The organism is Alicycliphilus denitrificans, from assembly GCF_044792555.1.
Classification (GTDB): Bacteria; Pseudomonadota; Gammaproteobacteria; order Burkholderiales; family Burkholderiaceae_C; genus Alicycliphilus; species Alicycliphilus denitrificans_A.
Genome location: NZ_CP126238.1, coordinates 2,532,772 through 2,555,521 on the forward strand (window position 1 = coordinate 2,532,772; position 22,750 = coordinate 2,555,521).

General features: G+C 66.1%; 21 protein-coding genes. 18 read left to right on the top strand and 3 right to left on the bottom strand.

Features of this window, described 5'->3' with window-relative positions:
• Window positions 1-3: 3 nt before the first annotated feature.
• From P7644_RS12070 to ompA, 3 genes are all read right to left on the bottom strand, one after another.
• Window positions 4-675 carry an HAD family hydrolase gene (locus tag P7644_RS12070; RefSeq protein WP_404299433.1) on the bottom strand — a complete coding sequence of 224 codons (672 nt, stop codon included), beginning with the start codon at window positions 673-675 and terminating at the stop codon, window positions 4-6.
• The gene (gene ubiG / locus P7644_RS12075) at window positions 672-1,391 is read right to left on the bottom strand and encodes a bifunctional 2-polyprenyl-6-hydroxyphenol methylase/3-demethylubiquinol 3-O-methyltransferase UbiG (RefSeq protein WP_404299435.1); all 720 of its coding nucleotides are present in this window, start codon (window positions 1,389-1,391) and stop codon (window positions 672-674) included. The genes P7644_RS12070 and ubiG overlap by 4 nt, the downstream gene beginning before the upstream one ends.
• 78 nt (window positions 1,392-1,469) lie before the next feature.
• Window positions 1,470-2,141, bottom strand: a complete 672-nt coding sequence (ompA, locus tag P7644_RS12080) for an outer membrane protein OmpA (RefSeq protein WP_404303190.1) — start codon at window positions 2,139-2,141, stop codon at window positions 1,470-1,472.
• Between the two features lie 228 nt (window positions 2,142-2,369).
• On the opposite strand from ompA, the gene gyrA reads away from it, so the two are divergent.
• The 18 genes from gyrA (at window position 2,370) to ribBA (ending at window position 22,748) form a co-directional block, all read left to right on the top strand.
• Window positions 2,370-5,003, top strand: coding sequence for a DNA gyrase subunit A (gene gyrA, locus P7644_RS12085; protein WP_404299436.1), 2,634 nt, complete (start codon window positions 2,370-2,372; stop codon window positions 5,001-5,003).
• A gap of 69 nt (window positions 5,004-5,072) precedes the next feature.
• Entirely contained in the window at window positions 5,073-6,182 is a 1,110-nt protein-coding gene (serC, locus tag P7644_RS12090) for a 3-phosphoserine/phosphohydroxythreonine transaminase (protein ID WP_404299438.1), read from the top strand.
• 118 nt (window positions 6,183-6,300) lie between these two features.
• Window positions 6,301-7,401: a prephenate dehydratase gene (gene pheA / locus P7644_RS12095; RefSeq protein WP_404299440.1), complete on the top strand. Its 1,101-nt coding sequence runs from the start codon at window positions 6,301-6,303 to the stop codon at window positions 7,399-7,401.
• A 9-nt stretch (window positions 7,402-7,410) separates the two neighbouring features.
• On the top strand, window positions 7,411-8,295 hold the full coding sequence (locus P7644_RS12100; RefSeq protein ID WP_404299442.1) for a prephenate dehydrogenase: 885 nt from the start codon (window positions 7,411-7,413) through the stop codon (window positions 8,293-8,295).
• Complete coding sequence (locus P7644_RS12105) at window positions 8,295-10,310, top strand: bifunctional 3-phosphoshikimate 1-carboxyvinyltransferase/cytidylate kinase (RefSeq protein ID WP_404299443.1); 2,016 nt, start codon at window positions 8,295-8,297, stop codon at window positions 10,308-10,310. The genes P7644_RS12100 and P7644_RS12105 overlap by 1 nt, the downstream gene beginning before the upstream one ends.
• A 169-nt stretch (window positions 10,311-10,479) precedes the next feature.
• Window positions 10,480-12,165: a 30S ribosomal protein S1 gene (gene rpsA / locus P7644_RS12110; protein WP_404299445.1), complete on the top strand. Its 1,686-nt coding sequence runs from the start codon at window positions 10,480-10,482 to the stop codon at window positions 12,163-12,165.
• Between the two features lie 92 nt (window positions 12,166-12,257).
• Window positions 12,258-12,551 (top strand): integration host factor subunit beta, encoded by a 294-nt coding sequence (locus tag P7644_RS12115; RefSeq protein ID WP_404299447.1) that lies wholly within the window; start codon window positions 12,258-12,260, stop codon window positions 12,549-12,551.
• A gap of 138 nt (window positions 12,552-12,689) precedes the next feature.
• The gene (locus P7644_RS12120) at window positions 12,690-13,004 is read left to right on the top strand and encodes a lipopolysaccharide assembly LapA domain-containing protein (RefSeq protein ID WP_404299449.1); all 315 of its coding nucleotides are present in this window, start codon (window positions 12,690-12,692) and stop codon (window positions 13,002-13,004) included.
• On the top strand, window positions 12,994-14,151 hold the full coding sequence (lapB, locus tag P7644_RS12125) for a lipopolysaccharide assembly protein LapB (RefSeq protein ID WP_404299451.1): 1,158 nt from the start codon (window positions 12,994-12,996) through the stop codon (window positions 14,149-14,151). Before P7644_RS12120 ends, lapB begins: the two co-directional genes overlap by 11 nt.
• Window positions 14,152-14,164: 13 nt before the next feature.
• A complete protein-coding gene (locus P7644_RS12130; RefSeq protein WP_404299452.1) occupies window positions 14,165-14,509 on the top strand; it encodes a ComEA family DNA-binding protein in 345 nt (114 codons plus the stop codon).
• An 87-nt stretch (window positions 14,510-14,596) separates the two neighbouring features.
• On the top strand, window positions 14,597-17,554 hold the full coding sequence (locus P7644_RS12135) for a monovalent cation/H+ antiporter subunit A (protein ID WP_404299454.1): 2,958 nt from the start codon (window positions 14,597-14,599) through the stop codon (window positions 17,552-17,554).
• Window positions 17,555-17,920, top strand: coding sequence for a Na+/H+ antiporter subunit C (locus P7644_RS12140; protein WP_404299456.1), 366 nt, complete (start codon window positions 17,555-17,557; stop codon window positions 17,918-17,920). It abuts the gene before it with no gap.
• A 94-nt stretch (window positions 17,921-18,014) separates the two neighbouring features.
• Entirely contained in the window at window positions 18,015-19,715 is a 1,701-nt protein-coding gene (locus P7644_RS12145) for a monovalent cation/H+ antiporter subunit D (RefSeq protein ID WP_404303191.1), read from the top strand.
• Complete coding sequence (locus tag P7644_RS12150) at window positions 19,712-20,203, top strand: Na+/H+ antiporter subunit E (protein ID WP_404299458.1); 492 nt, start codon at window positions 19,712-19,714, stop codon at window positions 20,201-20,203. Before P7644_RS12145 ends, P7644_RS12150 begins: the two co-directional genes overlap by 4 nt.
• A complete protein-coding gene (locus tag P7644_RS12155; RefSeq protein WP_404299460.1) occupies window positions 20,200-20,481 on the top strand; it encodes a K+/H+ antiporter subunit F in 282 nt (93 codons plus the stop codon). Before P7644_RS12150 ends, P7644_RS12155 begins: the two co-directional genes overlap by 4 nt.
• Window positions 20,478-20,849 carry a monovalent cation/H(+) antiporter subunit G gene (locus tag P7644_RS12160; protein ID WP_404299462.1) on the top strand — a complete coding sequence of 124 codons (372 nt, stop codon included), beginning with the start codon at window positions 20,478-20,480 and terminating at the stop codon, window positions 20,847-20,849. The genes P7644_RS12155 and P7644_RS12160 overlap by 4 nt, the downstream gene beginning before the upstream one ends.
• A gap of 338 nt (window positions 20,850-21,187) precedes the next feature.
• A complete protein-coding gene (locus P7644_RS12165) occupies window positions 21,188-21,481 on the top strand; it encodes a 2Fe-2S iron-sulfur cluster-binding protein (protein WP_404299464.1) in 294 nt (97 codons plus the stop codon).
• 145 nt (window positions 21,482-21,626) lie between these two features.
• Window positions 21,627-22,748 carry a bifunctional 3,4-dihydroxy-2-butanone-4-phosphate synthase/GTP cyclohydrolase II gene (gene ribBA, locus P7644_RS12170; protein WP_404299466.1) on the top strand — a complete coding sequence of 374 codons (1,122 nt, stop codon included), beginning with the start codon at window positions 21,627-21,629 and terminating at the stop codon, window positions 22,746-22,748.
• Window positions 22,749-22,750: the final 2 nt, after the last annotated feature.

Sequence of the window (22,750 nt, forward strand, 5' to 3'; positions counted from 1 at the left end):
ATTTTAATCCGACTCCATAAATTTCAAGAGCTCGAGGGGAGAATAAATCATTGCATCGGCCCCCCAGCCTGCCGGATGCCCTCCGGTACCCAAGTAGCCATACATGGCAGCAATCGTTCCCATGCCTGCGGCGCGACCCGCCTGTATGTCGCGCTCATCATCACCCACGTAAATGCATTCCCGAGGCTCTACCCCCAGTCGCTCAGCCGCCGCCAGCAGCGGCGCGGGGTGGGGCTTCGAGTAGGGAGTGCTATCCCCACTGACTATGACACCTGCACCACCAAACAATGCGACGCGCTGCGCAATGAGCAAAGTGAAGCGGGATATCTTGTTGGTCACCACGCCCCATTGAAGCGAATGCTGCATCAGCGTTGCGACCAATTCCGGCACACCCGCAAACACATCCGTACGCTCATGAATGCAGCGTTCATAGTTGGCAAAAAACTCCTCCCTCAGATGTGGAAAGTCCGGGTGCTCGGGGGTGATGCCAAAAGCCACTGACAGCATGCCGCGGGCCCCCGCCCCAGCCATTGGACGATAGGCGCGCAGGGGCAGTGATTCGAGGCCGCGATCTGTGCGCAACCTGTCAGCGGCAGCCCCGAGGTCAGGCGCACTGTCAATCAGGGTTCCGTCGAGGTCGAACAGAACCGCACGCACGTTGGCAAACAGGCTCATGGGCATACAGCCGGGCGACGGGTAGCGAACAGGTAGTTCACACTGGTATCGCCACTGAGCCAATAGCGGCTAGTCAAAGGGTTGTATTGCATGCCGCGCATTTGCAGGACGTCCAGACCGGCATTGCGGCAGGCTGCGGCGAGTTCACTGGGTCGAATGAACTTGGCATATTCATGTGTGCCACGGGGTAGCATTTTGAGCAGGTATTCGGCCCCGACGATGGCCAAGGTAAAGGCCTTGGGGTTGCGGTTGATGGTGGAAAAGAACACCCATCCGTCAGGCTTGACAAGACGGGCACAGGCAGTCACCACGGACTGAGGATCAGGCACATGCTCCAGCATCTCCATGCAAGTCACCGTATCAAATGACGCGGGAGCCTCCTGAGCCAGAGCTTCAACGCTGATCTCGCGGTACTGAATGTTCGGTGTCTGCGCTTCCAGGGCATGCAGGCGTGCAACACGTAAAGCCTTGGACGCTAGATCAATCCCCGTCACAGCGGCACCTTTGCGGGCCATGGAGTCCGAAAGAATGCCGCCACCACAGCCTACATCGAGAACACACTGACCAGCGAGTGGCGACAGTTGGTTGATCCAGTCCAGTCGCAGCGGGTTGATCTGATGCAAGGGGCGGAACTCACTGTCGGGATCCCACCAGCGATGCGCCAGTTCTGAGAATTTGGCCAACTCAGCCGGATCAGCATTTACAGACTCTGTCATGCGCTCATTCTCCCATTGGAGTGGTCCCGGCCATAAAAAAAGCCCCGTCGCCGGGGCTTTTTCTGACCGATGGAATGATCAGTTGGCGCGGGTGCCAACGACTTCGATCTCGACGCGGCGGTTCTTGGCGCGGCCTTCCTTGGTCTTGTTGTCGGCCACGGGCTGCTTCTCGCCCTTGCCTTCGGTGTACACGCGGTTTTTCTCGATGCCCTTGGACACCAGATAGGCCTTCACTGCTTCGGCACGGCGCACCGACAGCTTCTGGTTATAGGCGTCAGTGCCGATGGAGTCGGTATGACCCACGGCAATGATCACTTCCAGGTTGATACCCTTGACCTTGGACACCAGGTCATCCAGCTTGGCCTTGCCTTCGGGCTTCAAGACAGACTTGTCGAAGTCGAAGAAAGCGTCAGCAGCGTAAGTGACCTTGCTGGCAGCAGCGGGGGCGGGCTTGGGAGCGGCAGGAGCTGCCGCAGCCGGTGCAGGAGCGGGGGCAGGAGCCGGAGCTGCTGCGGGGGCGGGGGCAGCCTTCACAAGGGCGCCGTCGCAGCCTTCGACGGCAGTGGCGGGCGTCCAGTTGGCATCGCGCCAGCACAGTTCATTCGTGCCATTTTTCCAGACCAACTCACCGCTGCCGTTTTGCCAGTTGTCAACCGTCTTGCCGCCATCAGCGGCCTTGACTTGAGCAATAGCCGAGGTTGCAAGCACGGCGGAGGCCAACAACATAGCCACTTTGTTCAGTTTTTTCATGGTTCTCCTCTTGGGGAATAAACCGCAGCCGTGCTGCGAATCGGGGACGTTATCAGTGACCACCACCAAAAACGTTGAAATGATTGTGCCATACGTGATTGGCGAAAACGCTTCAACAATTGCCGTGCAACGTAAGACGAACGCGCATTCGGTGCTATATGTTGCGCAGTTGCTACAGGCGCTTGCGCCTAGAATGACCCTTTCGCCCTGTCGCCAGCACCGTCTTCCATGACCCAGTTTGCCAAAGAAACCCTGCCCATCAGCCTCGAAGAGGAGATGCGTCGCAGCTACCTCGATTACGCCATGAGCGTGATCGTGGGCCGCGCCCTCCCCGACGCCCGAGATGGTCTCAAACCCGTGCATCGGCGCGTGCTCTTCGCGATGCACGAGCTCAACAACGATTGGAACCGGCCGTACAAAAAGTCGGCGCGTATCGTCGGCGACGTGATTGGTAAGTACCACCCGCATGGCGACAGCGCGGTGTACGACACCATCGTGCGCATGGCGCAGGATTTTTCGCTGCGCCACATGCTGGTCGACGGCCAGGGCAATTTCGGCTCGGTCGATGGCGACAATGCCGCCGCCATGCGTTACACCGAAATCCGCCTGTCGAAGATCGCCCACGAGATGCTGGCCGACATCGACAAGGAGACGGTGGACTTCGGCCCCAACTACGACGGCAGCGAGAAAGAACCGCTGGTACTGCCCAGCCGTCTGCCCAACCTGCTGGTCAACGGCAGCGCGGGCATTGCCGTGGGCATGGCGACCAACATTCCGCCGCATAACTTGAATGAGGTGGTGGACGCCTGCCTGCACCTGCTGCGTCACCCCGAGGCGAGCATCGACGAGCTGATGGAAATCATCCCGGCGCCCGACTTTCCCACGGCCGGAATCATCTATGGCATCCAGGGCGTGAAGGACGGCTACCGGACCGGCCGGGGCCGCGTTGTAATGCGCGCCAAGGTGCATTTCGAGGACATTGACCGGGGCCAGCGCCAGGCCATCATCGTCGACGAGCTGCCCTACCAGGTCAACAAGAAGACGCTGCAGGAGCGCATGGCCGAATTGGTCAACGAGAAGAAGATCGAGGGCATCAGCCACATCCAGGACGAGTCGGACAAATCCGGCATGCGCCTGGTGATCGAATTGAAGCGCGGCGAAGTGCCCGAGGTCGTGCTCAACAACCTGTACAAGCAGACGCAGCTGCAGGACACCTTCGGCATGAACATGGTGGCGCTGATCGACGGCCAGCCCAAGCTGTGCAACCTGAAGGATCTGATCGGGGTCTTCCTGCAGCACCGGCGCGAGGTGGTGACGCGGCGCACGGTGTTCGAGCTGCGCAAGGCGCGCGAGCGCGGCCATGTGCTCGAAGGCCTGGCCGTGGCGCTGGCGAACATCGACGAGTTCATCCGCATCATCCGCAACGCGCCCACGCCGCCGGTGGCCAAGGCCGAGCTGATGAGCCGCAGTTGGGACAGCGCACTGGTGCGCGAGATGCTGACGCGCACGCGCGAGGACGGTGGCGTGGTGAGCGCCGACGACTACCGCCCCGAAGGGCTGGAGCGCGAGTTCGGCATGCAGGAAGGCGGCCTGTACCGCCTGTCGGACACCCAGGCCCAAGAGATTCTGCAGATGCGCCTGCAGCGCCTCACCGGCCTGGAGCAGGACAAGATCGTGGCCGAGTACAAGGACGTCATGTCGGTCATCGAGGACCTGCTGGACATCCTGTCCAAGCCCGCGCGCGTCTCGACCATCATCGGCGAAGAGCTCTCCGCCCTGCGCCAGGAATTCGGCCAATCCAAGCTCGGTGCGCGCCGCTCCACCATCGAGCACAGCGCGCAGGACCTGTCCACCGAGGATCTGATCACGCCCACCGACATGGTGGTGACGCTCTCGCATACCGGCTACATCAAGAGCCAGCCACTATCCGAATACCGTGCCCAGAAGCGCGGTGGGCGCGGCAAGCAGGCCACGGCGACCAAGGAAGACGACTGGATCGACCAGCTCTTCATCGCCAACACGCACGACTACATCCTGTGCTTTTCCAACCGTGGCCGCCTGTACTGGCTCAAGGTCTGGGAGGTGCCGGCCGGCTCGCGCGGCTCGCGCGGGCGGCCCATCGTGAACATGTTCCCGCTGCAGGACGGCGAGAAGATCAACGTGGTGCTGCCGCTCACGGGCGACATGCGCAGCTTCCCCGAAGACCGCTATGTCTTCATGGCGACCAGCATGGGCACGGTGAAGAAGACGGCGCTCGACGAATTCTCCAACCCGCGCAAGGCCGGCATCATCGCCGTGGGCCTGGACGAGGGCGACTTCCTCATCGGCGCGGCGCTGACCGACGGCCAGCACGACGTGATGCTGTTTTCCGACGGCGGCAAGGCCGTGCGCTTCGACGAGAACGACGTGCGCCCCATGGGTCGCAATGCCCGCGGCGTCAAGGGCATGCAGCTTGAAGACGGCCAGAGCGTGATCGCCATGCTGGTCGCCGAGGACGAGCAGCAAAGCGTGCTCACGGCCACCGAGAACGGCTACGGCAAGCGCACCCCCATCGCCGAGTACACGCGCCACGGCCGCGGCACCAAGGGCATGATCGCCATCCAGCAAAGCGAGCGCAACGGCCGCGTCGTCGCCGCCACGCTGGTGCACACCGACGACGAGATCATGCTGATCACCGACACCGGGGTGCTGGTGCGCACGCGTGTTTCAGAGATCCGCGAACTCGGCCGCGCCACCCAGGGCGTGACGCTGATCGCCCTGGACGAAGGCGCCAAGCTCGGCGGCCTGCAGCGCATCGTGGAGAACGATGCCAATCCCGCAGAGACGGATGGCGCAGACGCAGCACCTGCGGCAGATGCTTGATGCCAACTTAAAAACAATAGCTACCAGCGCTTGTCACACAAGCGCTTTAGTCATATTTGACCCAAAACCATGAATCGTCCCTACAACTTCTCGGCCGGCCCGGCCGCCATTCCCGAAGAGGTGCTGCAGCAGGCAGCCAGCGAGATGCTCGACTGGCACGGCAGCGGCATGGGCGTGATGGAGATGAGCCACCGCGGCAAGGAATTCATCGCCATCTACGAGCAGGCCGAAGCCGACCTGCGCGAGCTGCTGGCCGTGCCGCCCGAATACAAGATCCTGTTCATGCAGGGCGGCGGCATTGCCGAGAACGCCATCGTGCCGCTGAACCTCTCGCGCGCCGCCGCGGTGGACTTTGTCGTCACCGGCAGCTGGAGCCAGAAGTCGCGCAAGGAGGCGCAAAAGTACGCTGCCGAGGTGCGCACGGCTGCCTCCAACGAGGGCGATGGCTTCACCACCCTGCCCGCCCCCGCCTCGTGGCAGCTCTCCCGCGGCGCGAGCTACGTGCATATCTGCAGCAACGAAACCATCCACGGCATCGAATTCCACGAGCTGCCCGACCTGAAGGCCCTGGGCAGCGATGCGCCCCTGGTGGTGGACTTTTCCTCCCACGTGGCCTCGCGCCCGTTCGACTGGAGCGGCGTGGGACTGGCCTTCGGCGGCGCGCAGAAGAACATCGGCCCGGCGGGGTTGACCATAGTCATCGTGCGCGAGGATCTGCTGGGCCACGCCCTGCCCGCCTGCCCCAGCGCCTTCGATTACAAGATCGTGGCCGAGAACCAGTCCATGTACAACACGCCTCCCACCTGGGGCATCTACATGGCGGGCCTGACCTTCCAATGGCTCAAACGCCAGCGCGAGGGTGAGCTGACCGGCGTGGCCGCCATGGAACTGCGCAACATCGCCAAGGCGCAGCTGCTGTACGACTTCATCGACGCCTCGCCCTTCTACGTGAACAAGGTGGCGGCCAACTGCCGCTCGCGCATGAACATCCCGTTCTTCCTGAGCGACGAAAGCCGCAACAACGCCTTCCTGGCCGGCGCCAAGGAGCGCGGCCTGCTGCAGCTCAAGGGCCACAAGTCCGTGGGCGGCATGCGCGCCAGCATCTACAACGCCATGCCCATGGCAGGGGTGCAGGCGCTGGTGGACTACATGCGCGACTTCGAACGCAGTGCGGCCTGAATCCACTCATAAAAAATGAGCTGCCAGCGCTTGTCATTCAAGGCGTTCCGATTTTTTTCATAGTCAACACCAAGAAATACATGCGTCGGCAGCTATCAAAACCATGGCAGACAAACCAATGAGCACCACCCCACAGGCCAGCCCCGCGCTGGCCGATCTGCGCGTGCAGATCGACTCGCTGGACCACCAACTGCTTGAGCTCGTCAACCAGCGCGCCCGCGTGGCCGAGCAGGTGGGCGAGCTGAAAAAGCGCGAAGGCACGCCCTTCTTCCGCCCGGACCGCGTGGCCCAGGTGATCGAGAAGATCCAGAAGGCCAACCCCGGCCCGCTCAAGGGCGCGCATGTGGCGGCCATCTGGCGCGAGATCATGTCGGCCTGCCTGGCGCTGGAATCGCCCCAGCGCGTCGCCGTACTGGGCCCCGAGGGCACGTTCTGCGAGCAGGCGGCCATCGAATACTTCGGCGGCGCGGCCGACCTGATGTACTGCGCCAACTTCGACGAGGTGTTCCACGCCACGGCCGCGGGCAGCGCCCAGTACGGCGTGGTGGGCGTGGAGAACTCCAACGAGGGCGTGGTCACGCGCTCGCTGGACATGTTCCTGCACACGCCCTGCCATGTGGTGGGCGAGGTCAGCCTGCTGGTACGCCACAACCTGTTGCGCCAGGTGGGCCACGCCGAGGACATCGAGGCCGTGCTGGCCCACCCGCAGGCGCTGGCGCAATGCCAGGCCTGGCTGTCCAAGCATCTGCCGCACGCCGAGCGCCGCCCGGTGTCGAGCAACGCCGAGGGCGCACGCCTGGCCGCCACGAATCCGAAATGGGCCGGTATTGCCAGCGAGCGCGCGGCCCAGCAATACGGCCTGCATGTGGTGGCGCACGCCATCCAGGACGAGGCCTACAACCGCACGCGCTTTGCCATCATCTGCCTGCCGCACACGCTGGCCACGCCCGCGCCGTCGGGCAAGGACTGCACCAGCCTGATCATCTCCGTGCCCAACCGCCCGGGCGCGGTGCATGACCTGCTGGTGCCGCTGAAGAAACACGGGGTCTCCATGACGCGCTTCGAGTCGCGCCCCGCACGCACCGGCCAGTGGGAGTATTACTTCTACATCGACATCGAAGGCCACCCCGCCCAGGACAACGTGGCCGCCGCGCTGGCCGAGCTGCAGCAGCTGTGCGCCTTCTACAAGCTATTGGGCACCTATCCGGTCTCTGCATGAGGAATGGCGATGTTTGAGCAACTCGGCCTGATAGGCTGCGGACTCATGGGCGGCTCGTTCGCGCTGGCCATGAAGAAGGCGGGACTGGTGCAGCGCGTGGTGGGCTACAGCAAGTCGCCCTCCACCACCGAACGCGCGCGCCAGCTCGGCGTGATCGACGTGGAGGCCTCCTCGGCCCTGCTGGCCGCCGCCGGCTCCGACATCGTGCTGCTGGCCGTGCCCGTGGCGGCCACCGAAGCCACGCTCAAGGCCATCAAGCACCTGATCACGCCGCAGGTGCTGGTGATGGACGTGGGCTCCACCAAGGCCGACGTGGTGCAGGCGGCGCGCAACGCGCTGCGCGATCAGTTCGGCTCCTTCGTGCCCGCGCACCCGATCACGGGCCGCGAGGTCTCCGGCGTGGAGCATGCCGAGGCCGAGCTGTACCACGGCCGCAAGGTCATCCTCACGCCCACCGAGCGCACGCTCACGGCCCAGCTGCGCCGCGCCGAGGAACTGTGGACCAGGCTCGGCGCGCGGGTGAGCAGCATGTCGCCCGAATCACACGACGCGGCGTTTGCCGCCGTGAGCCACCTGCCCCACATGCTGGCGTTCGCCATGCTCTCGAGCATCATCGCCCAGCCCCAGGCCAACGAACTGCTGGCCCTGGCCGGCCCGGGCTTTCGCGACTTCACGCGCATCGCCGCCAGCGACCCGAAGATGTGGCGCGACATCCTGCGCGCCAACCGCGACGAGGTGCTGGCCCAGTCCCAGCTGTTCAAGCAGGCGCTGCAAGGCCTGGAGGACGCCGTGCTTGCGAGCAGCGACCAGCCCCTGGAAGACCTGATCACCCTGGCCAGCCACACCCGCGCCCACTGGCGCATGGGCGCCCAGCGCGGCCACAAGGACGACTGATGTTTTCTACCGAATTTCTCGACCTGCCGGCCCTCGCCAGCGCCGGCGGCAGCGTGCAGCTGCCCGGCTCCAAGAGCATTTCCAACCGCGTGCTGCTGCTGGCCGCCCTGAGCCAGGGGACGACAGCGGTGCACGACCTGCTGGCCTCGGACGACACGCGCGTGATGCTGGATGCGCTGCGCCAGCTCGGCTGCACGGTCGATGAGCGCGGCGGCGGCCTGGTGCACATCACGGGCCTGGGTGGAGCGACACCGCGCTCGCCCACCAAGCTGTTCATGGGCAACGCGGGCACGGCCATGCGCCCGCTGACGGCGGCGCTGGCGCTGCTGGGTGGCGAATACGAGCTGTCCGGCGTGCCGCGCATGCACGAGCGCCCCATCGGTGACCTGGTGGATGCGCTGCGCCAGCTCGGCTGCCGCATCGACTACTTGGGCAATGAGGGCTACCCGCCGCTGTCCATCCAGCATGCCGCCGGCCTGCCGGCGCTGCGGCTGCAGGATCCGATCCGCGTACGCGGCGATGTCTCCAGCCAGTTCCTGACCGCGCTCTTGATGGCGCTGCCGCTGGTCGCCCAGCAGGACGTGGTGATCGAGGTCGTGGGCGAGCTGATCTCCAGGCCCTACATCCATATCACGCTGGAGCTGCTGGCACGCTTCGGCATCGCCGTGCGCCACGACAACTGGCAGCGCTTCACCATCCCGGCCGGCAGCCGCTACCAGTCGCCGGGCAGCATCCATGTCGAGGCGGATGCCTCCTCCGCTAGCTACTTCATAGCGCTTGGCGCAATTGCTGCAAGCACTGAAGGCCAAAAAGGCATCAAGATCCTGGGCGTGGGGCTGGACTCCATCCAGGGCGACATCCGCTTCGTGGAGGCCGCCCGCGCCATGGGCGCGCGGGTCGAAGGCGGCCCCAACTGGCTGCAGATCGAGCGCGGCGCCTGGCCGCTCCAGGCCATCGACCTGGACTGCAACCATATTCCGGACGCGGCCATGGCTCTTGGCCTGATGGCGCTCTATGCCCAGGGCACAACGACCCTGCGCAATATCGCCAGCTGGCGCGTCAAGGAAACCGACCGCCTGGCCGCCATGGCCATCGAGCTGCGCAAGCTCGGCGCCAGCGTGGAAGAAGGCGCCGACTACCTGCGCGTCACGCCGCCCGCGCGCGCGGCCGACTGGCGGCCCGCCAGCATCCACACCTACGACGACCACCGCGTGGCCATGTGCTTCTCGCTCGCGGCCTTCAACCCGGCCGGCCTGCCGGTGCGCATCGAAGACCCGAAATGCGTGGCCAAGACCTTCCCCGACTACTTCGAGGCGCTGTTCCAGGTCGCCCGGGCCGAAACGGCCAGCATCCCGGTGATCTGCATCGACGGCCCCACGGCCTCGGGCAAGGGCACGGTGGCAGCAAGCGTGGCCGAGCGGCTGGGCTATCACTTCCTGGACTCGGGTGCGCTCTACCGCGCCACGGCGCTGGCGGCCACGCGCGCCGGCATCGCCATCGAGACGGCCGAGGAGACACGCATTGCCGAGCTGGCCCGCGAGCTGCCCGTGCGTTTTGAAGGTGGCCGCATCTGGCTGGGCCAGGACGACGTGAGCGACGCCATCCGCACCGAAGAGGCCGGCATGAAGGCCTCGCGCGTCTCCGCCCTGCCGGCCGTGCGCGCGGCCCTGATCGCGCTGCAGCACGGTTTTCGCCGCCTGCCGGGCCTGGTGGCCGACGGGCGCGACATGGGCACGGTGATCTTTCCCGGCGCGCCGCTCAAGGTGTTCCTCACGGCCAGCGCCGAGTGCCGCGCCGAGCGGCGCTACAAGCAATTGATTTCCAAGGGAATTTCCGCTAATATCCTCGACCTTCGCGCAGACCTTGAGGCGCGCGACGCACGGGATCAGTCCCGCGCCGTCGCCCCCTTGACGCCGGCACAAGATGCCCTGCTCCTGGACAGCTCGGCGCTCACGGCAACGCAAGCCGCGGCGCAGGTGCTTGACTGGTGGCAGGCCCGCCGCCCCTTCGGCTGAAGAGGCGGCTTTTTTGGTCCCGCAAGGCTCCCGCCGCGCACCAACAGCGCATCGGCCTTGCGGTTTTTTGCAACTTGACCGCGGTTTCAAACCGCACCCCCCTCCGCAGGCAGTCTTAGAAACGGTGGCAATAGTGCTGCCGGAAACCTGTTTGCGGGCAAGGAAACACATGTCTGAATCTTTTGCCGCCCTGTTTGAAGAATCGCTGCAACGCACCGAAATGCGTCCCGGCGAGGTCATCACCGCCGAAGTCGTGCGCGTGGAGCACAACTTCGTCGTCGTGAACGCCGGCCTGAAGTCCGAAGCCTATGTGCCGATCGACGAATTCAAGAACGACCAGGGCGAGATCGAAGTCCAGGTCGGCGACTTCGTGTCGGTGGCCATCGGCTCCATCGAAAACGGCTACGGCGACACCATCCTGTCGCGCGACACCGCCAAGCGCCTGGCCTCCTGGCTGTCGCTGGAAAAGGCCCTGGAATCCGGCGAGTTCGTCACCGGCACCACCAGCGGCAAGGTCAAGGGCGGCCTGACGGTGCTGGTCAACGGCATCCGCGCCTTCCTGCCCGGCTCGCTGATCGACACGCGCCCCGTCAAGGACCTGACCCCCTACGAGAACAAGACCCTGGAATTCAAGGTCATCAAGCTCGACCGCAAGCGCAACAACGTGGTGCTGAGCCGCCGCGCCGTGGTCGAAGCCTCGATGGGCGAAGAGCGCGCCAAGCTGATGGAAACGCTGCGCGAAGGCGCCATCGTCAACGGCGTGGTCAAGAACATCACCGAATACGGTGCCTTCGTGGACCTGGGCGGCATCGACGGCCTGCTGCACATCACCGACATGGCCTGGCGCCGCGTGCGCCACCCCTCCGAGGTGGTCACAGCCGGCCAGGAAATCACGGCCAAGATCCTCAAGTTCGACACCGAGAAGAACCGCGTCTCCCTGGGCCTCAAGCAGATGGGCGACGATCCCTGGATGGGCGTGGCGCGCCGCTATCCCTCCAACACCCGCCTGTTCGGCAAGGTCACGAACATTGCCGACTACGGTGCGTTCGTCGAACTCGAACCCGGTATCGAGGGCCTGGTGCACGTCTCCGAGATGGACTGGACGAACAAGAACATCGCCCCCAACAAGCTGGTGTCGCTGGGTGACGAGGTCGAAGTCATGGTGCTGGAGATCGACGAGGACAAGCGCCGCATCAGCCTGGGCATGAAGCAGTGCCGCGCCAACCCCTGGCAGGAATTCGCGCAGAACACCAAGCGCGGCGACCGCGTCAAGGGCCCGATCAAGTCGATCACCGACTTCGGCGTGTTCGTCGGCCTGGCGGCCGGCATCGACGGCCTGGTGCACCTGTCCGACCTGTCGTGGAACGAAACCGGCGAAGCCGCCGTGCGCAACTACAAGAAGGGCCAGGAAGTCGAAGCCATCGTGCTGGCCGTGGACGTGGACCGCGAGCGCATCTCGCTGGGCATCAAGCAGCTCGACGGCGACCCGTTCACCACCTTCGTGACCGTGAACGACAAGGGCCAGACGGTGACCGGCAAGGTCAAGACCGTGGACGCCCGTGGCGCCGAGATCGACCTGGGCGACGACATCGTGGGCTACCTGCGCGCCTCGGAAATCTCCCGCGACCGCGTGGAAGATGCCCGCAACGTGCTCAAGGAAGGCGACGAAGTCACGGCCGTGGTGGTGAACGTGGACCGCAAGACGCGCAACATCCAGCTGTCGATCAAGCAAAAGGACATGATCGACGAGCAAGGCGCCATGGCCCACCTGTCGGCCCAGTCGGCCAAGGAAAACGCCGGCACGACCAGCCTGGGCGCCCTGCTGCGCGCCAAGCTGGACAGCTCGGACAAGTAATCCGTGCAACGAGCGCCGCTGATGCTCGCATCGGCGGCTAACATGGCGGGCGCCCTGGAGCGCCCGCTGTTTTTTTAAATCGAGCCCCGACCATGACCCGATCCGATCTCGTCGAAGAGCTGGCAGCACGCTTTGGTCAACTAACCCAGCGCGATGCCGAATTTGCCGTGAAGACCATTCTGGACGCCGTGGGCGACGCCCTGGTGCGCGGGCATCGCATCGAAATCCGTGGCTTTGGCAGCTTCTCGGTCAGCCGTCGGCCCCCGCGCATGGGCCGCAACCCGCGCAGCGGTGAGGCCGTGCATATTCCCGAAAAACGCGTGCCGCACTTCAAGCCCGGCAAGGCCTTGCGCGAGGCCGTGGATCAGCCGTCCCAGGCATCCTGAGCGAGGAGATATTCAAAAATAGTAGCTTCTTGTGCTTATCCAGCAAGCGTTAGACCTATTTTTTTTGCTTGATACTTGACAGCCCGCTCCGATGCCATGGTGCTGCCCGTAGAATCTCGCCCACCACTGGGGAGATGCATGAAATACCTCCTGTGGCTGCTCAAGGCAGCCATTTTTTTCACCCTGTTTGCCTTTGCGCTGAACAATCAGCAGGACGCCACGGTGCACTTCTTCTTCGGCACCCAGTGGACGGCGCCGGCCGTGCTGATCGTGCTGTCGGCCTTCGCGCTGGGCGTGGTGGTTGGCGTGCTGGGCATGGTGCCGCGCTGGTGGCGTCACCGCAGCGCCGCACGCCAGGCCCAGGCCACAGCGCCGCAACCTGGCACTCCTGCCGCTGCTGCGCCCGCTGCGGCCGAGCCCGTCCCCCCACATCTGCCCATCGATGGAATTTGATTTCACCTGGCTTCTGCTTGGCCTGCCGCTGGCCTTTGGCCTGGGCTGGCTGGCCTCGCGCCTGGACCTGCGCCAGCTGCGCGAGGAAAACCGGCGCGCGCCCAAGGCCTATTTCAAGGGGTTGAACTACCTGCTCAACGAGCAGCAGGACCAGGCCATCGACGCCTTCATCGAGGCCGTGCAGAACGACCCCGACACCACGGAGCTGCACTTTGCCCTGGGCAACCTGTTTCGCCGCCGCGGCGAATACAACCGCGCCGTGCGCGTGCATGAGCACCTGCTCTCGCGCGGAGACCTCAGCCGCGCCGACCGTGAACGCGCGCAGCACGCGCTGGCGCTGGATTTCCTCAAGGCCGGCCTGCTCGACCGCGCCGAGGACGCCCTGCGCCGCCTGGAGGGCACGCCCTTCGAGGCCCAGGCCCGCATGGCCCTGCTGGCGATCTACGAACGCTCGCGCGACTGGGCCCTGGCGTCCGACATCGCCCGGCGCATGCAAGCCGCCAGCCAAGGCGACTTCAGCACGCGCCAGGCGCATTACCTGTGCGAGCAGGCGCTGACGCTGGCGGCCCGTGGTGAACTGCCGGCGGCCCAGGCACGGCTGGAGCAGGCCGTGGCCACCGCGCCGCAGGCTCCACGCGCGCGTATCGAACTGGCACGCCTGCAGCAGCGCATGGGCCAGGCCGATGCCGCCCTGGCCACGCTGCAGGCCCTGGCCGGCACCACGCCCGCGGCCCTGGCGCTGGCCGCGCCCCTGCTGGTGGAAACGGCGCTTGCCACCGGACGCACGCAGCAGGCCAGCGCCCTGTTGCGCCAGCACTACCAGGACATGCCGTCGCTGGACCTGCTCGACGCCGTGGTGGCGCTGGAGAGCGCCACCGGCGGATCTGCCGAGGCGGGGCGCGCATGGTATGTGCGCCACCTGGAAAAGGAGCCCTCCCTGGTGGCCGCCACCAAATGGCTGGCCGGCGAAACCCTGGGCCACGAGCAGTTCCACCCGCAGATCCAGCGTGCGCTGGAGCAGGCCGCCAAGCCACTCACACGCTACCGCTGCGCGGCCTGCGGCTTCGAGGCGCGCCAGCATTTCTGGCAATGCCCCGGCTGCCAGAGCTGGGACAGCTACCCCGCGCGCCGCGTGGAAGAGTTGTAAGCAAGGATCAGCCATGCGCTACCTGGGCCCAGCTTTCCTGTGGCGCGCCACCTGCCTTGCCACGCTGCTGCACGCCGGCCTTGCCCTGGCCGCCACCGACGTGAACCAGGCACGCGAAGCCGATCTGGACGGCATCAAGGGCATAGGCCCGGCCCTGTCCGCGCGCATTCTTGCCGAGCGCGCCCAGCGGCGGTTCCAGGACTGGCCAGACCTGATTGCGCGCGTCAAGGGCCTGGGCCCGGCGGCGGCTGCGCGGCTGTCGGACAACGGGCTGACGGTGAACGGCGCAGCCTATGTGCCGCACAGCCCGGGCGCCGAGCCCGAAGACGCCGCCGCGGGCACATCCGGCAAGAATTGATTACGCAGCAGGCGCCCGTCCAGTGTTCGGTGCCCGCTCAGGTTTCCATAGCACCCACGAAACTGCTTGCCCCTAGAATCAGGCGCAATGCCCCTGCTTCTGCTCATCATTCTGCCCTTTGCCGGCAGCCTGCTGGCCGCCCTGCTGCCGGCCAACGCACGCAATGCCGAATCCACGCTGGCGGGCGTGACTGCCTTGCTCTGCACGGTATTGGCGGCACTCACCTTTCCCGACATTGCCAACGGCGGCGTGCTGCGCCAGGAGGTCGCCTGGCTGCCCTCCCTGGGCATGAACCTGGTCATCCGCATGGACGGTTTTGCCTGGATGTTCTGCATGCTGGTGTTCGGCATAGGCGCGCTGGTGGTGCTGTATGCGCGCTACTACATGTCGCCGGCCGACCCGGTGCCGCGCTTTTTCTCCTTCTTTCTGGCCTTCATGGGCGCCATGGCCGGCGTGGTGCTGTCGGGCAACCTCATCCAGCTGGTGTTCTTCTGGGAGCTGACCAGCCTGTTTTCGTTTTTGCTCATCGGCTACTGGCACCACCGCGAGGACGCGCGCCGTGGCGCGCGCATGGCCCTCACCGTAACCGGCACAGGTGGCCTCGCCCTGCTGGCGGGCGTGTTGATCCTGGGCCACATCGTCGGCAGCTACGACCTCGATCGCGTGCTGGCCGCGGCCGAGCTGGTGCGCGGGCACCCGCTCTACCTCTGGGCCCTGGTGCTCGTGCTGCTGGGCGCCTTTACCAAAAGCGCGCAGTTCCCATTCCAGTTCTGGCTACCCAACGCCATGGCGGCGCCCACGCCGGTGTCCGCCTACCTGCATTCGGCCACCATGGTCAAGGCCGGGGTGTTTCTGCTGGCGCGCCTGTGGCCGGTGATGGGGGACACCGAGCCCTGGTTCTGGCTGGTGGGCGGCGCGGGTCTGGCCACGCTCTTGATCGGCGGCTACGCCGCCATGTTCCAGGACGACTTGAAGGGCTTGCTGGCCTACTCCACGCTCTCGCACCTGGGCCTGATCACGCTGCTGCTGGGCCTGAACAGCCCGCTGGCCGCCGTGGCCGCAGTGTTCCACATCATGAACCACGCGACCTTCAAGGCCTCGCTGTTCATGGCCGCGGGCATCATCGACCACGAGAGCGGCACGCGCGACATCAGGCGCCTGTCAGGCCTGCGCCGCATGATGCCCATCACCGCCACGCTGGCCACGGTGGCCAGCGCGGCCATGGCCGGGGTGCCGCTGCTCAACGGTTTCCTGTCCAAGGAAATGTTCTTCGCCGAAACCGTATTCCTGGACGCCACCCCCATGGTGGCCACGCTTTTGCCTGTTGCCGCCACCGTGGCCGGCATGTTCAGCGTGGCCTATTCCCTGCGCTTTATCGTCGATGTGTTCTGGGGCCCGCCAGCTACGGATCTGCCGCTAGAACCCCATGAACCGCCGCACTGGATGCGCGTGCCGGTCGAGTTGCTGGTCTGCGCCTGCCTGGTAGTGGGCGTGGTGCCGGCCTGGTCCATAGGCCGCCTCCTCGATGCTGCGGCGCTGCCGGTCGTCGGCGGTGCGCTGCCGGCCTTCAGCCTGGCGGTGTGGCACGGCCTGAATACGCCATTGCTGATGAGCTTTGTCGCGCTGATCGGTGGCGCCACCCTGTACCAGGCGCTGCGCACTCAGCGCAAGCTCGGCCGCATCGAGGCGCCACCGCTCATGCACCATATCAGCGGACGGCGCATCTTCGAGACCACGCTGACGCAGCTCACGCGCATGGCACGCACGGGCCGGCGACTGCTGTCCACGCGACGCCTGCAGTGGCAGATGCTGTGGCTGCTGCTGTTCACCCTGCTGGCGGGCGCCCTGCCGCTGCTAACCCGCGGCATGCAGCTGGGCGAGCGCGGCACGCTGGCGCTGTCGCCGGCCTTTGTGCTGATCTGGCTGCTGGGCAATATCTGCGCCGTGGCCGCGGCCTGGCAGGCCAAGTACCACCGGCTGGCGGCCCTCGCGCTCATGGGCGGCGCGGGCCTGTGCACCAGCATCACCTTTCTGTGGTTCTCCGCGCCCGACTTGGCACTCACGCAGCTGGCGGTGGAGGTGGTGACCACCATTCTCATCCTGCTGGGCCTGCGCTGGCTGCCCAAGCGCGACGAGAGCCTGCCGCCGGCGCCCGCCAGCGCCACCCTGGCGCGTGCGCGCCGCCTGCGCGACCTGGCCCTGGCCATCACTGCCGGCGGCGGCATGGCCTGGCTGGCCTTTGCCATGCTGAGCCGCCCGTTTGCGCAAAGCACCTCCACCTTCTTCCTGGAGCGCGCGCTCACCGAGGGCGGCGGGACCAACGTGGTCAACGTCATGCTGGTGGACTTCCGGGGCTTTGACACCTTCGGCGAGATCGTGGTGCTGGGCATCGTCGCGCTCACCGTGTATGCGCTGCTGCGGCGCTTTCGCCCCGCGGGCGAGGCCATGGACCTGCCGGAGCAGCAGCGCCACCTGCCACCCGACCTGCAGACCGATCTGCTGAACCCGCGCAACGCCCAGGACACTGCCGTGGGCTACCTGATGGTGCCCGCCGTGCTGGTGCGCCTGTTGCTGCCGTTCACGGCCCTGGTGGCCTGCTACCTATTCCTGCGCGGCCACGACCAGCCGGGCGGCGGCTTCGTGGCGGGGCTGGTGTTCTCCGTGGGGCTGGTGCTGCAGTACATGATCTCTGGCACCGAATGGGTGGAGGCACACCTGCCCGTGTTTCCGCGCCGCTGGATCGCCGCGGGTCTGCTGCTGGCGCTGGGCACGGGCCTGGGCGCGGTGGCGCTGGGCTACCCCTTCCTCACCAGCCACATGGCCCACCTGGACCTGCCCGTGGTCGGCCAGATCCACCTGGCCAGCGCCATGTTCTTCGACGCTGGCGTGTTCGCGCTGGTCGTCGGCTCCACCCTGATGATTCTTACGGCGATCGCACACCAGTCGGTGCGCAGCCACCGCTACCACGCCCGACTGCAGGAAGAGCAGCAACTGGCCATGGCGGCCGTGGTGAGCTATGACGACGACGCACAGGAGGCGCGCTGAATGGAAATCGTGCTGGCCATCTCCATCGGCGTGCTTACCGGCTCCGGCGTCTGGCTGCTGCTGCGTCCGCGCACCTTCCAGATCATCATGGGTCTGTCGCTGCTGTCCTACGCGGTGAATCTGTTCATCTTCAGCATGGGGCGGCTGGGCCTGGCCGTGGCCAAGGAGCCGGTGCTCGTGGCCGGTGTGGCGCAAGACCTGCAGCACTACGCCGACCCTCTGCCCCAGGCCCTGGTGCTCACGGCCATCGTCATCGGCTTTGCCATGACGGCGCTGTTTCTCGTGGTGCTGCTGGCCTCGCGCGGCATATCCGGCACCGACCATGTGGACGGCACGCATGCGCGTGAGTCCCAGGAGATGCCATGAGCGCGCGCCGGGCCGTTCCCAAGCAAGCTCGCACCGCAGTGCGCAGCACGGAGGTTACCCAGTGAGCCACCTGCCCGAATTCACCGCCGCGCTCATGCCGCACCTGATGCTGGCGCCCATTGCGCTGCCCATGCTCACGGCGGCGCTGTTGCTGCTGCTGCGCGAAGAACAGCAGCGCCTGAAGTTCGGCGTGAGCCTGGCCTCCACGCTCATGGGCTTGATGGTAGCCATTGCGCTGCTGCAATGGGCACACCGCGCCGACACGGCTGCCGGCATGGGCGTCTACCTGCCGGGCAACTGGCCGGCACCGTTTGGCATCGTGCTGGTGCTCGACCGCCTGACGGCACTCATGCTGCTGCTGACCAGCCTCGTCGCCCTGTGCTCGGTGCTGTTTTCGGGCGCGCGCTGGCAGCGCGCCGGCGTGCTCTACCAGGCGCTGTTCCAGTTCCAGCTGATGGGCCTATCGGGCGCGTTTCTCACCGGCGACCTGTTCAACCTGTTCGTGTTCTTCGAGATCATGCTCGCCGCCTCCTACGGCCTGCTGCTGCACGGATCGGGGCGCGCGCGCGTGCAATCGGGCCTGCACTACATCGCCATCAACCTGGCGGCCTCGTCGCTGTTTCTGGTCGGCGCCGCCATGCTCTACGGCCTCACGGGCACGCTGAACATGGCCGATCTGGCACAGGCCGTGCCCCAGGTATCGCAGGCCGACCGCGGCCTGCTGCACACGGCAGCCGCCATCCTGGCCACGGCCTTCCTGATCAAGGCTGCCGTCTGGCCCCTGAACTTCTGGTTGGTGCCGGCCTACAGCGCGGCCACGGCGCCCGTGGGGGCACTGTTCGCGCTCATGACCAAGGTCGGCCTGTACGCACTGCTGCGCCTGTGGTCGCTGATGTTCGGCGCCGAGGCCGGGCCCTCGGCGCAGTTCGGCAGCCTGTGGCTGATCGTGGGCGGCATGGCCACCATGGCCTTTGGCACCATAGGCATGATGGGCTCGCAGCGCCTGACGCACCTGGCGAGCCATGCGGCGGTGCTGTCCTCGGGCACACTGCTGGCGGCAGCAGGCTTTGGGCAAACCATGCTCTCGGCCGGCCTGCTGTACTACCTGCCCAGCTCCACGCTGGCCGTCGCCGCACTGTTCCTGCTGGCCGACCTGACCGAGCGCTGGCGCAACGGCGGCGCCACGCGCCCCCCTTACGAGAGCGATGACGACGCCCCCTTTCTGTCACCCGAGCTGGTGCCCACCGCAGGCCTGAACCTGGACGACGATGAGCAGGTGCTGGTCGGCCGCGTCATCCCCGCCGCCACCGCCTTCATGGGCCTGGCCTATCTGACGAGCACACTGGTGATTGCCGGCCTGCCGCCGCTGTCGGGCTTCATCGGCAAGTTCGCCATGCTCACGGCCTTGCTCAATCCGCTGGGCCTGGGCTCCTCGGCCGGCAGCGCACCCGGGCTGGCCGGCTGGACGCTGCTGGTACTCATGATAGGCACGGGCCTGGTGGCGCTGATGGCCCTCACGCGCTCGGGAATTCGCCATTTCTGGGCCGCCCCGCACAGGCCCACACCGCAGCTGCACGTGTTCGAGGGCCTGCCGATCGCCCTGCTGCTGGGCATCTGCGTGACGCTGACCGTGCAGGCCGAGGGCGTGATGCGCTTCACCACGGCCACGGCCCAGGCCCTGCACACACCGGACAGCTATGTGCGGGCCGTGATGAGTGCGGCACCGCAGTCCGGCCCGCTCGCCCCCGCCAGCGCCGGCACCCCACAGCCGCCCGGCAAGGAGGCCGCCCCATGATGAAGAGAATCCTGCCCGCTCCACTGGTCTCGCTCGGCCTGTTCGTGGTCTGGCTGCTGCTCAACCAGTCGCTGAGCCGTGGCCACCTGCTGCTGGCCCTGCTGCTGGCCCTGGGCCTGCCGGTGATGTTCAAGGAACTGCGCCCGCAAAAGGTGCGCGTGCGCCACCTGGGCACGGTGCTGCGCCTGTGCCTCACGGTGGCCGTGGACACCACCCAGTCCAACCTCGCCGTGCTGCGCTTGCTGCTGCTGCCCGGCACGCGCCGCCACGCGCCCGATTTCGTGAAGATTCCGCTGCAACTGCGCGACCCCAATGGCCTGGCCGTGCTGGCCATGATCGTGTGCATCACCCCCGGCACAGTCTGGGCCGAGCTGTCGCGCGACCGCTCCATGCTGATGCTGCATGTACTGGAGGTGCATGACCGCGAGGCCATCGTGCACCATGTGCAGACGCGCTACGAGCGCCCCCTGATGGAGATTTTCGAATGACGCCCTCGCTGCTGAGCTGGGCCCTGCCCAGCGCCTTGTTTCTGCTCGTCGCCGCCATGGTGCTGTGCCTGGCGCGCCTGCTCAAGGGCCCGGCCGCGCAGGACCGGGTCCTGGCGCTCGATTGCATCTACCTCAACGGCATGCTGCTCATGCTGGTGCTGGGCATCTACTACGGCAGCGAGCATTATTTCGAGGCCGCCATGCTCATCGCCCTGCTGGGCTTCGCCAGTTCCACGGCCATGGCCAAGTTCCTGCTGCGCGGCGAGGTGATCGAGTGACGGACCAGGCCCTGCCCCTGTGGCTGGATATCAGCGTCTCGCTGCTGGTGCTGGCCGGCGCCGTGATCGCCTTGCTGGGTTCGCTCGGCCTGCTGCGCCTGAAGACCTACTTCGAACGCGTGCATGCCCCCGCCATCATCGCCACCATGGCCTGCTGGTGCGTCATGCATGCCACGCTGCTGTACTTTTCCGTGGTGGGCGACGGCCTGGCGGTGCATGCCCTGCTCATCGCCCTGTTCGTGGCCATCACCGTGCCCGTGACGAACATCTTCCTGATGCGCGCTGCGCTGTTTCGTGCGCGCCGCATGGGGGAAAACGTGCCGTCCAACCTGAGCCGCACAAGCAGCGACGATATCCACGACTCCTGAGCGTCCGGGCACAAGGGTTATCCCTTATCGCACTGGACAACCATGTGGATAAGCCTGAACAACCGCTGTATGACAAACCCAAGTCATTGATTTTCAAAGGACTAACTTGCATTGATGATTTTTTAGGCAGGCCGGCCAGCGGTTATCCCGCCACCCGTTGGACAATCATGGGGATAACTTTGGACAACTGCTGTATGGCGGCCGCAAGTACTTGATTTGTAAGCAAGTCCCCTGCATTGCCTGTTTTTCGGGCAATGTCGCACCGCACCAACACTATTGATTCAATAGCTGCTGACGCTCGATACAAGCATGCCAGCAGCCAATTTGATGCTTAAACGATGAACACACCCACCCCACCCTTCTTCATAGCCCGTATCGGTGACGATGGCACGCAGTGCGACGCCTGGCCCGAGCAGCCGCTGCTGCAGTCGCTGGAGCAAGGCGGCATAGCCTGGCCCAGTTCCTGCCGCAACGGCAACTGCCGCACCTGCATGGGCGTGCTGGTGGAGGGCCAGGTGCGCTACGCCATCGAGTGGCCGGGCCTGTCGCCCGAGGAGAAGGCCGAGGGCTGCGTGCTGCCCTGCGTGGCCTATCCTTTGAGTGACATCAGGCTCCAAGCTCCCGCGATCTAACTGGATTAAAATCCCTCCCTTTCGGGATCAACGCATCCCTGACCCGTGCGGCCCTCGGCCGCATCGCCGTTCTTTGGGGGCTCAGGCCCACGCGCCGGGGAACGCGCGCTGCCCCTGGGGCGCACGGCCTACCCGAGAGCCCCGCATGAACATCCCCCTCACGCCCGCGCCCATCTCGCCCGTGCAAGACATCGTGGCCGAACTCGCTGCCGGGCGCATCGTCATCCTTGTTGACGAGGAAGACCGCGAGAACGAAGGCGACCTGGTGATCGCCGCCGACCATGTCACGCCCGAGGCCATCAACTTCATGGCGCGCTTTGGCCGCGGCCTGGTGTGCCTGACGCTCACGCGCGAGCGCTGCGAGCGCCTCTCGCTGCCGCCCATGGTGGCGCGCAACGGCACCAAGATGGGCACTGCCTTCACCGTCTCCATCGAGGCCGCCGAGGGCGTGACCACGGGCATCAGCGCCGCCGACCGCGCGCGCACCGTGCAGGCGGCCGTCGCGGCCAATGCCCAGGCCGCCGACCTGGTGCAGCCCGGCCACATCTTCCCGCTGCAGGCCGTGGACGGCGGCGTGCTCATGCGCGCCGGCCACACCGAGGCCGGCTGCGACCTGGCCGCGATGGCCGGCTGCAGCCCCGCCGCCGTGATCTGCGAGGTCATGAAGGACGACGGCACCATGGCGCGCCTGCCTGACCTGCAGTTGTTCGCCGCCGAGCATGGCCTGAAGATCGGCACCATCGCCGATCTGATCGAGCATCGCAGCCGTACCGAGTCGCTGGTGCACAAGGTGGGCTCGCGCCCGATCCAGACCGCCTTCGGCGAATTCACCGCCCACGCCTTCCGCGACGAGCCCAGCCAGGCCGTACACCTGGCCCTGGTCAAGGGCCAGTGGGACACCGAGGAGAGCGTGCCGGTGCGCGTGCACGAGCCGCTGTCGGTGCTCGATACGCTGGAGGTCAGCCGCTCCATGCACTCCTGGAACCTGGACGCCAGCCTGCGCCATATCGCCAACGAGGGCCGCGGCGTGGCCGTGCTGCTCAACTGCGGCGAAACGGGCGAGCAGCTGCTGGAGCAGTTCGAGGGCAAGGCACGCGCCGCCCAGGCACCCGAGCGCGGCCGCATGGACCTGCGCACCTATGGCGTGGGCGCACAGATCCTGCGCGAGGTGGGCGTGGCGCGCATGCAGCTCATGGGCCAGCCGCGGCGCATGCCCAGCATGGCCGGCTACGGCCTCGAAATCACCGGCTATATCCCCAAGGAATAACT

Coding starts and splice junctions, on each gene's coding strand:
- P7644_RS12070 (WP_404299433.1), bottom strand. CDS start 675: ATGAGCCTGTTTGCCAACGTGCGTGCGGTTCTGTTCGACCTCGACGGA.
- ubiG (WP_404299435.1), bottom strand. CDS start 1,391: ATGACAGAGTCTGTAAATGCTGATCCGGCTGAGTTGGCCAAATTCTCA.
- ompA (WP_404303190.1), bottom strand. CDS start 2,141: ATGAAAAAACTGAACAAAGTGGCTATGTTGTTGGCCTCCGCCGTGCTT.
- gyrA (WP_404299436.1), top strand. CDS start 2,370: ATGACCCAGTTTGCCAAAGAAACCCTGCCCATCAGCCTCGAAGAGGAG.
- serC (WP_404299438.1), top strand. CDS start 5,073: ATGAATCGTCCCTACAACTTCTCGGCCGGCCCGGCCGCCATTCCCGAA.
- pheA (WP_404299440.1), top strand. CDS start 6,301: ATGAGCACCACCCCACAGGCCAGCCCCGCGCTGGCCGATCTGCGCGTG.
- P7644_RS12100 (WP_404299442.1), top strand. CDS start 7,411: ATGTTTGAGCAACTCGGCCTGATAGGCTGCGGACTCATGGGCGGCTCG.
- P7644_RS12105 (WP_404299443.1), top strand. CDS start 8,295: ATGTTTTCTACCGAATTTCTCGACCTGCCGGCCCTCGCCAGCGCCGGC.
- rpsA (WP_404299445.1), top strand. CDS start 10,480: ATGTCTGAATCTTTTGCCGCCCTGTTTGAAGAATCGCTGCAACGCACC.
- P7644_RS12115 (WP_404299447.1), top strand. CDS start 12,258: ATGACCCGATCCGATCTCGTCGAAGAGCTGGCAGCACGCTTTGGTCAA.
- P7644_RS12120 (WP_404299449.1), top strand. CDS start 12,690: ATGAAATACCTCCTGTGGCTGCTCAAGGCAGCCATTTTTTTCACCCTG.
- lapB (WP_404299451.1), top strand. CDS start 12,994: ATGGAATTTGATTTCACCTGGCTTCTGCTTGGCCTGCCGCTGGCCTTT.
- P7644_RS12130 (WP_404299452.1), top strand. CDS start 14,165: ATGCGCTACCTGGGCCCAGCTTTCCTGTGGCGCGCCACCTGCCTTGCC.
- P7644_RS12135 (WP_404299454.1), top strand. CDS start 14,597: ATGCCCCTGCTTCTGCTCATCATTCTGCCCTTTGCCGGCAGCCTGCTG.
- P7644_RS12140 (WP_404299456.1), top strand. CDS start 17,555: ATGGAAATCGTGCTGGCCATCTCCATCGGCGTGCTTACCGGCTCCGGC.
- P7644_RS12145 (WP_404303191.1), top strand. CDS start 18,015: ATGCCGCACCTGATGCTGGCGCCCATTGCGCTGCCCATGCTCACGGCG.
- P7644_RS12150 (WP_404299458.1), top strand. CDS start 19,712: ATGATGAAGAGAATCCTGCCCGCTCCACTGGTCTCGCTCGGCCTGTTC.
- P7644_RS12155 (WP_404299460.1), top strand. CDS start 20,200: ATGACGCCCTCGCTGCTGAGCTGGGCCCTGCCCAGCGCCTTGTTTCTG.
- P7644_RS12165 (WP_404299464.1), top strand. CDS start 21,188: ATGAACACACCCACCCCACCCTTCTTCATAGCCCGTATCGGTGACGAT.
- ribBA (WP_404299466.1), top strand. CDS start 21,627: ATGAACATCCCCCTCACGCCCGCGCCCATCTCGCCCGTGCAAGACATC.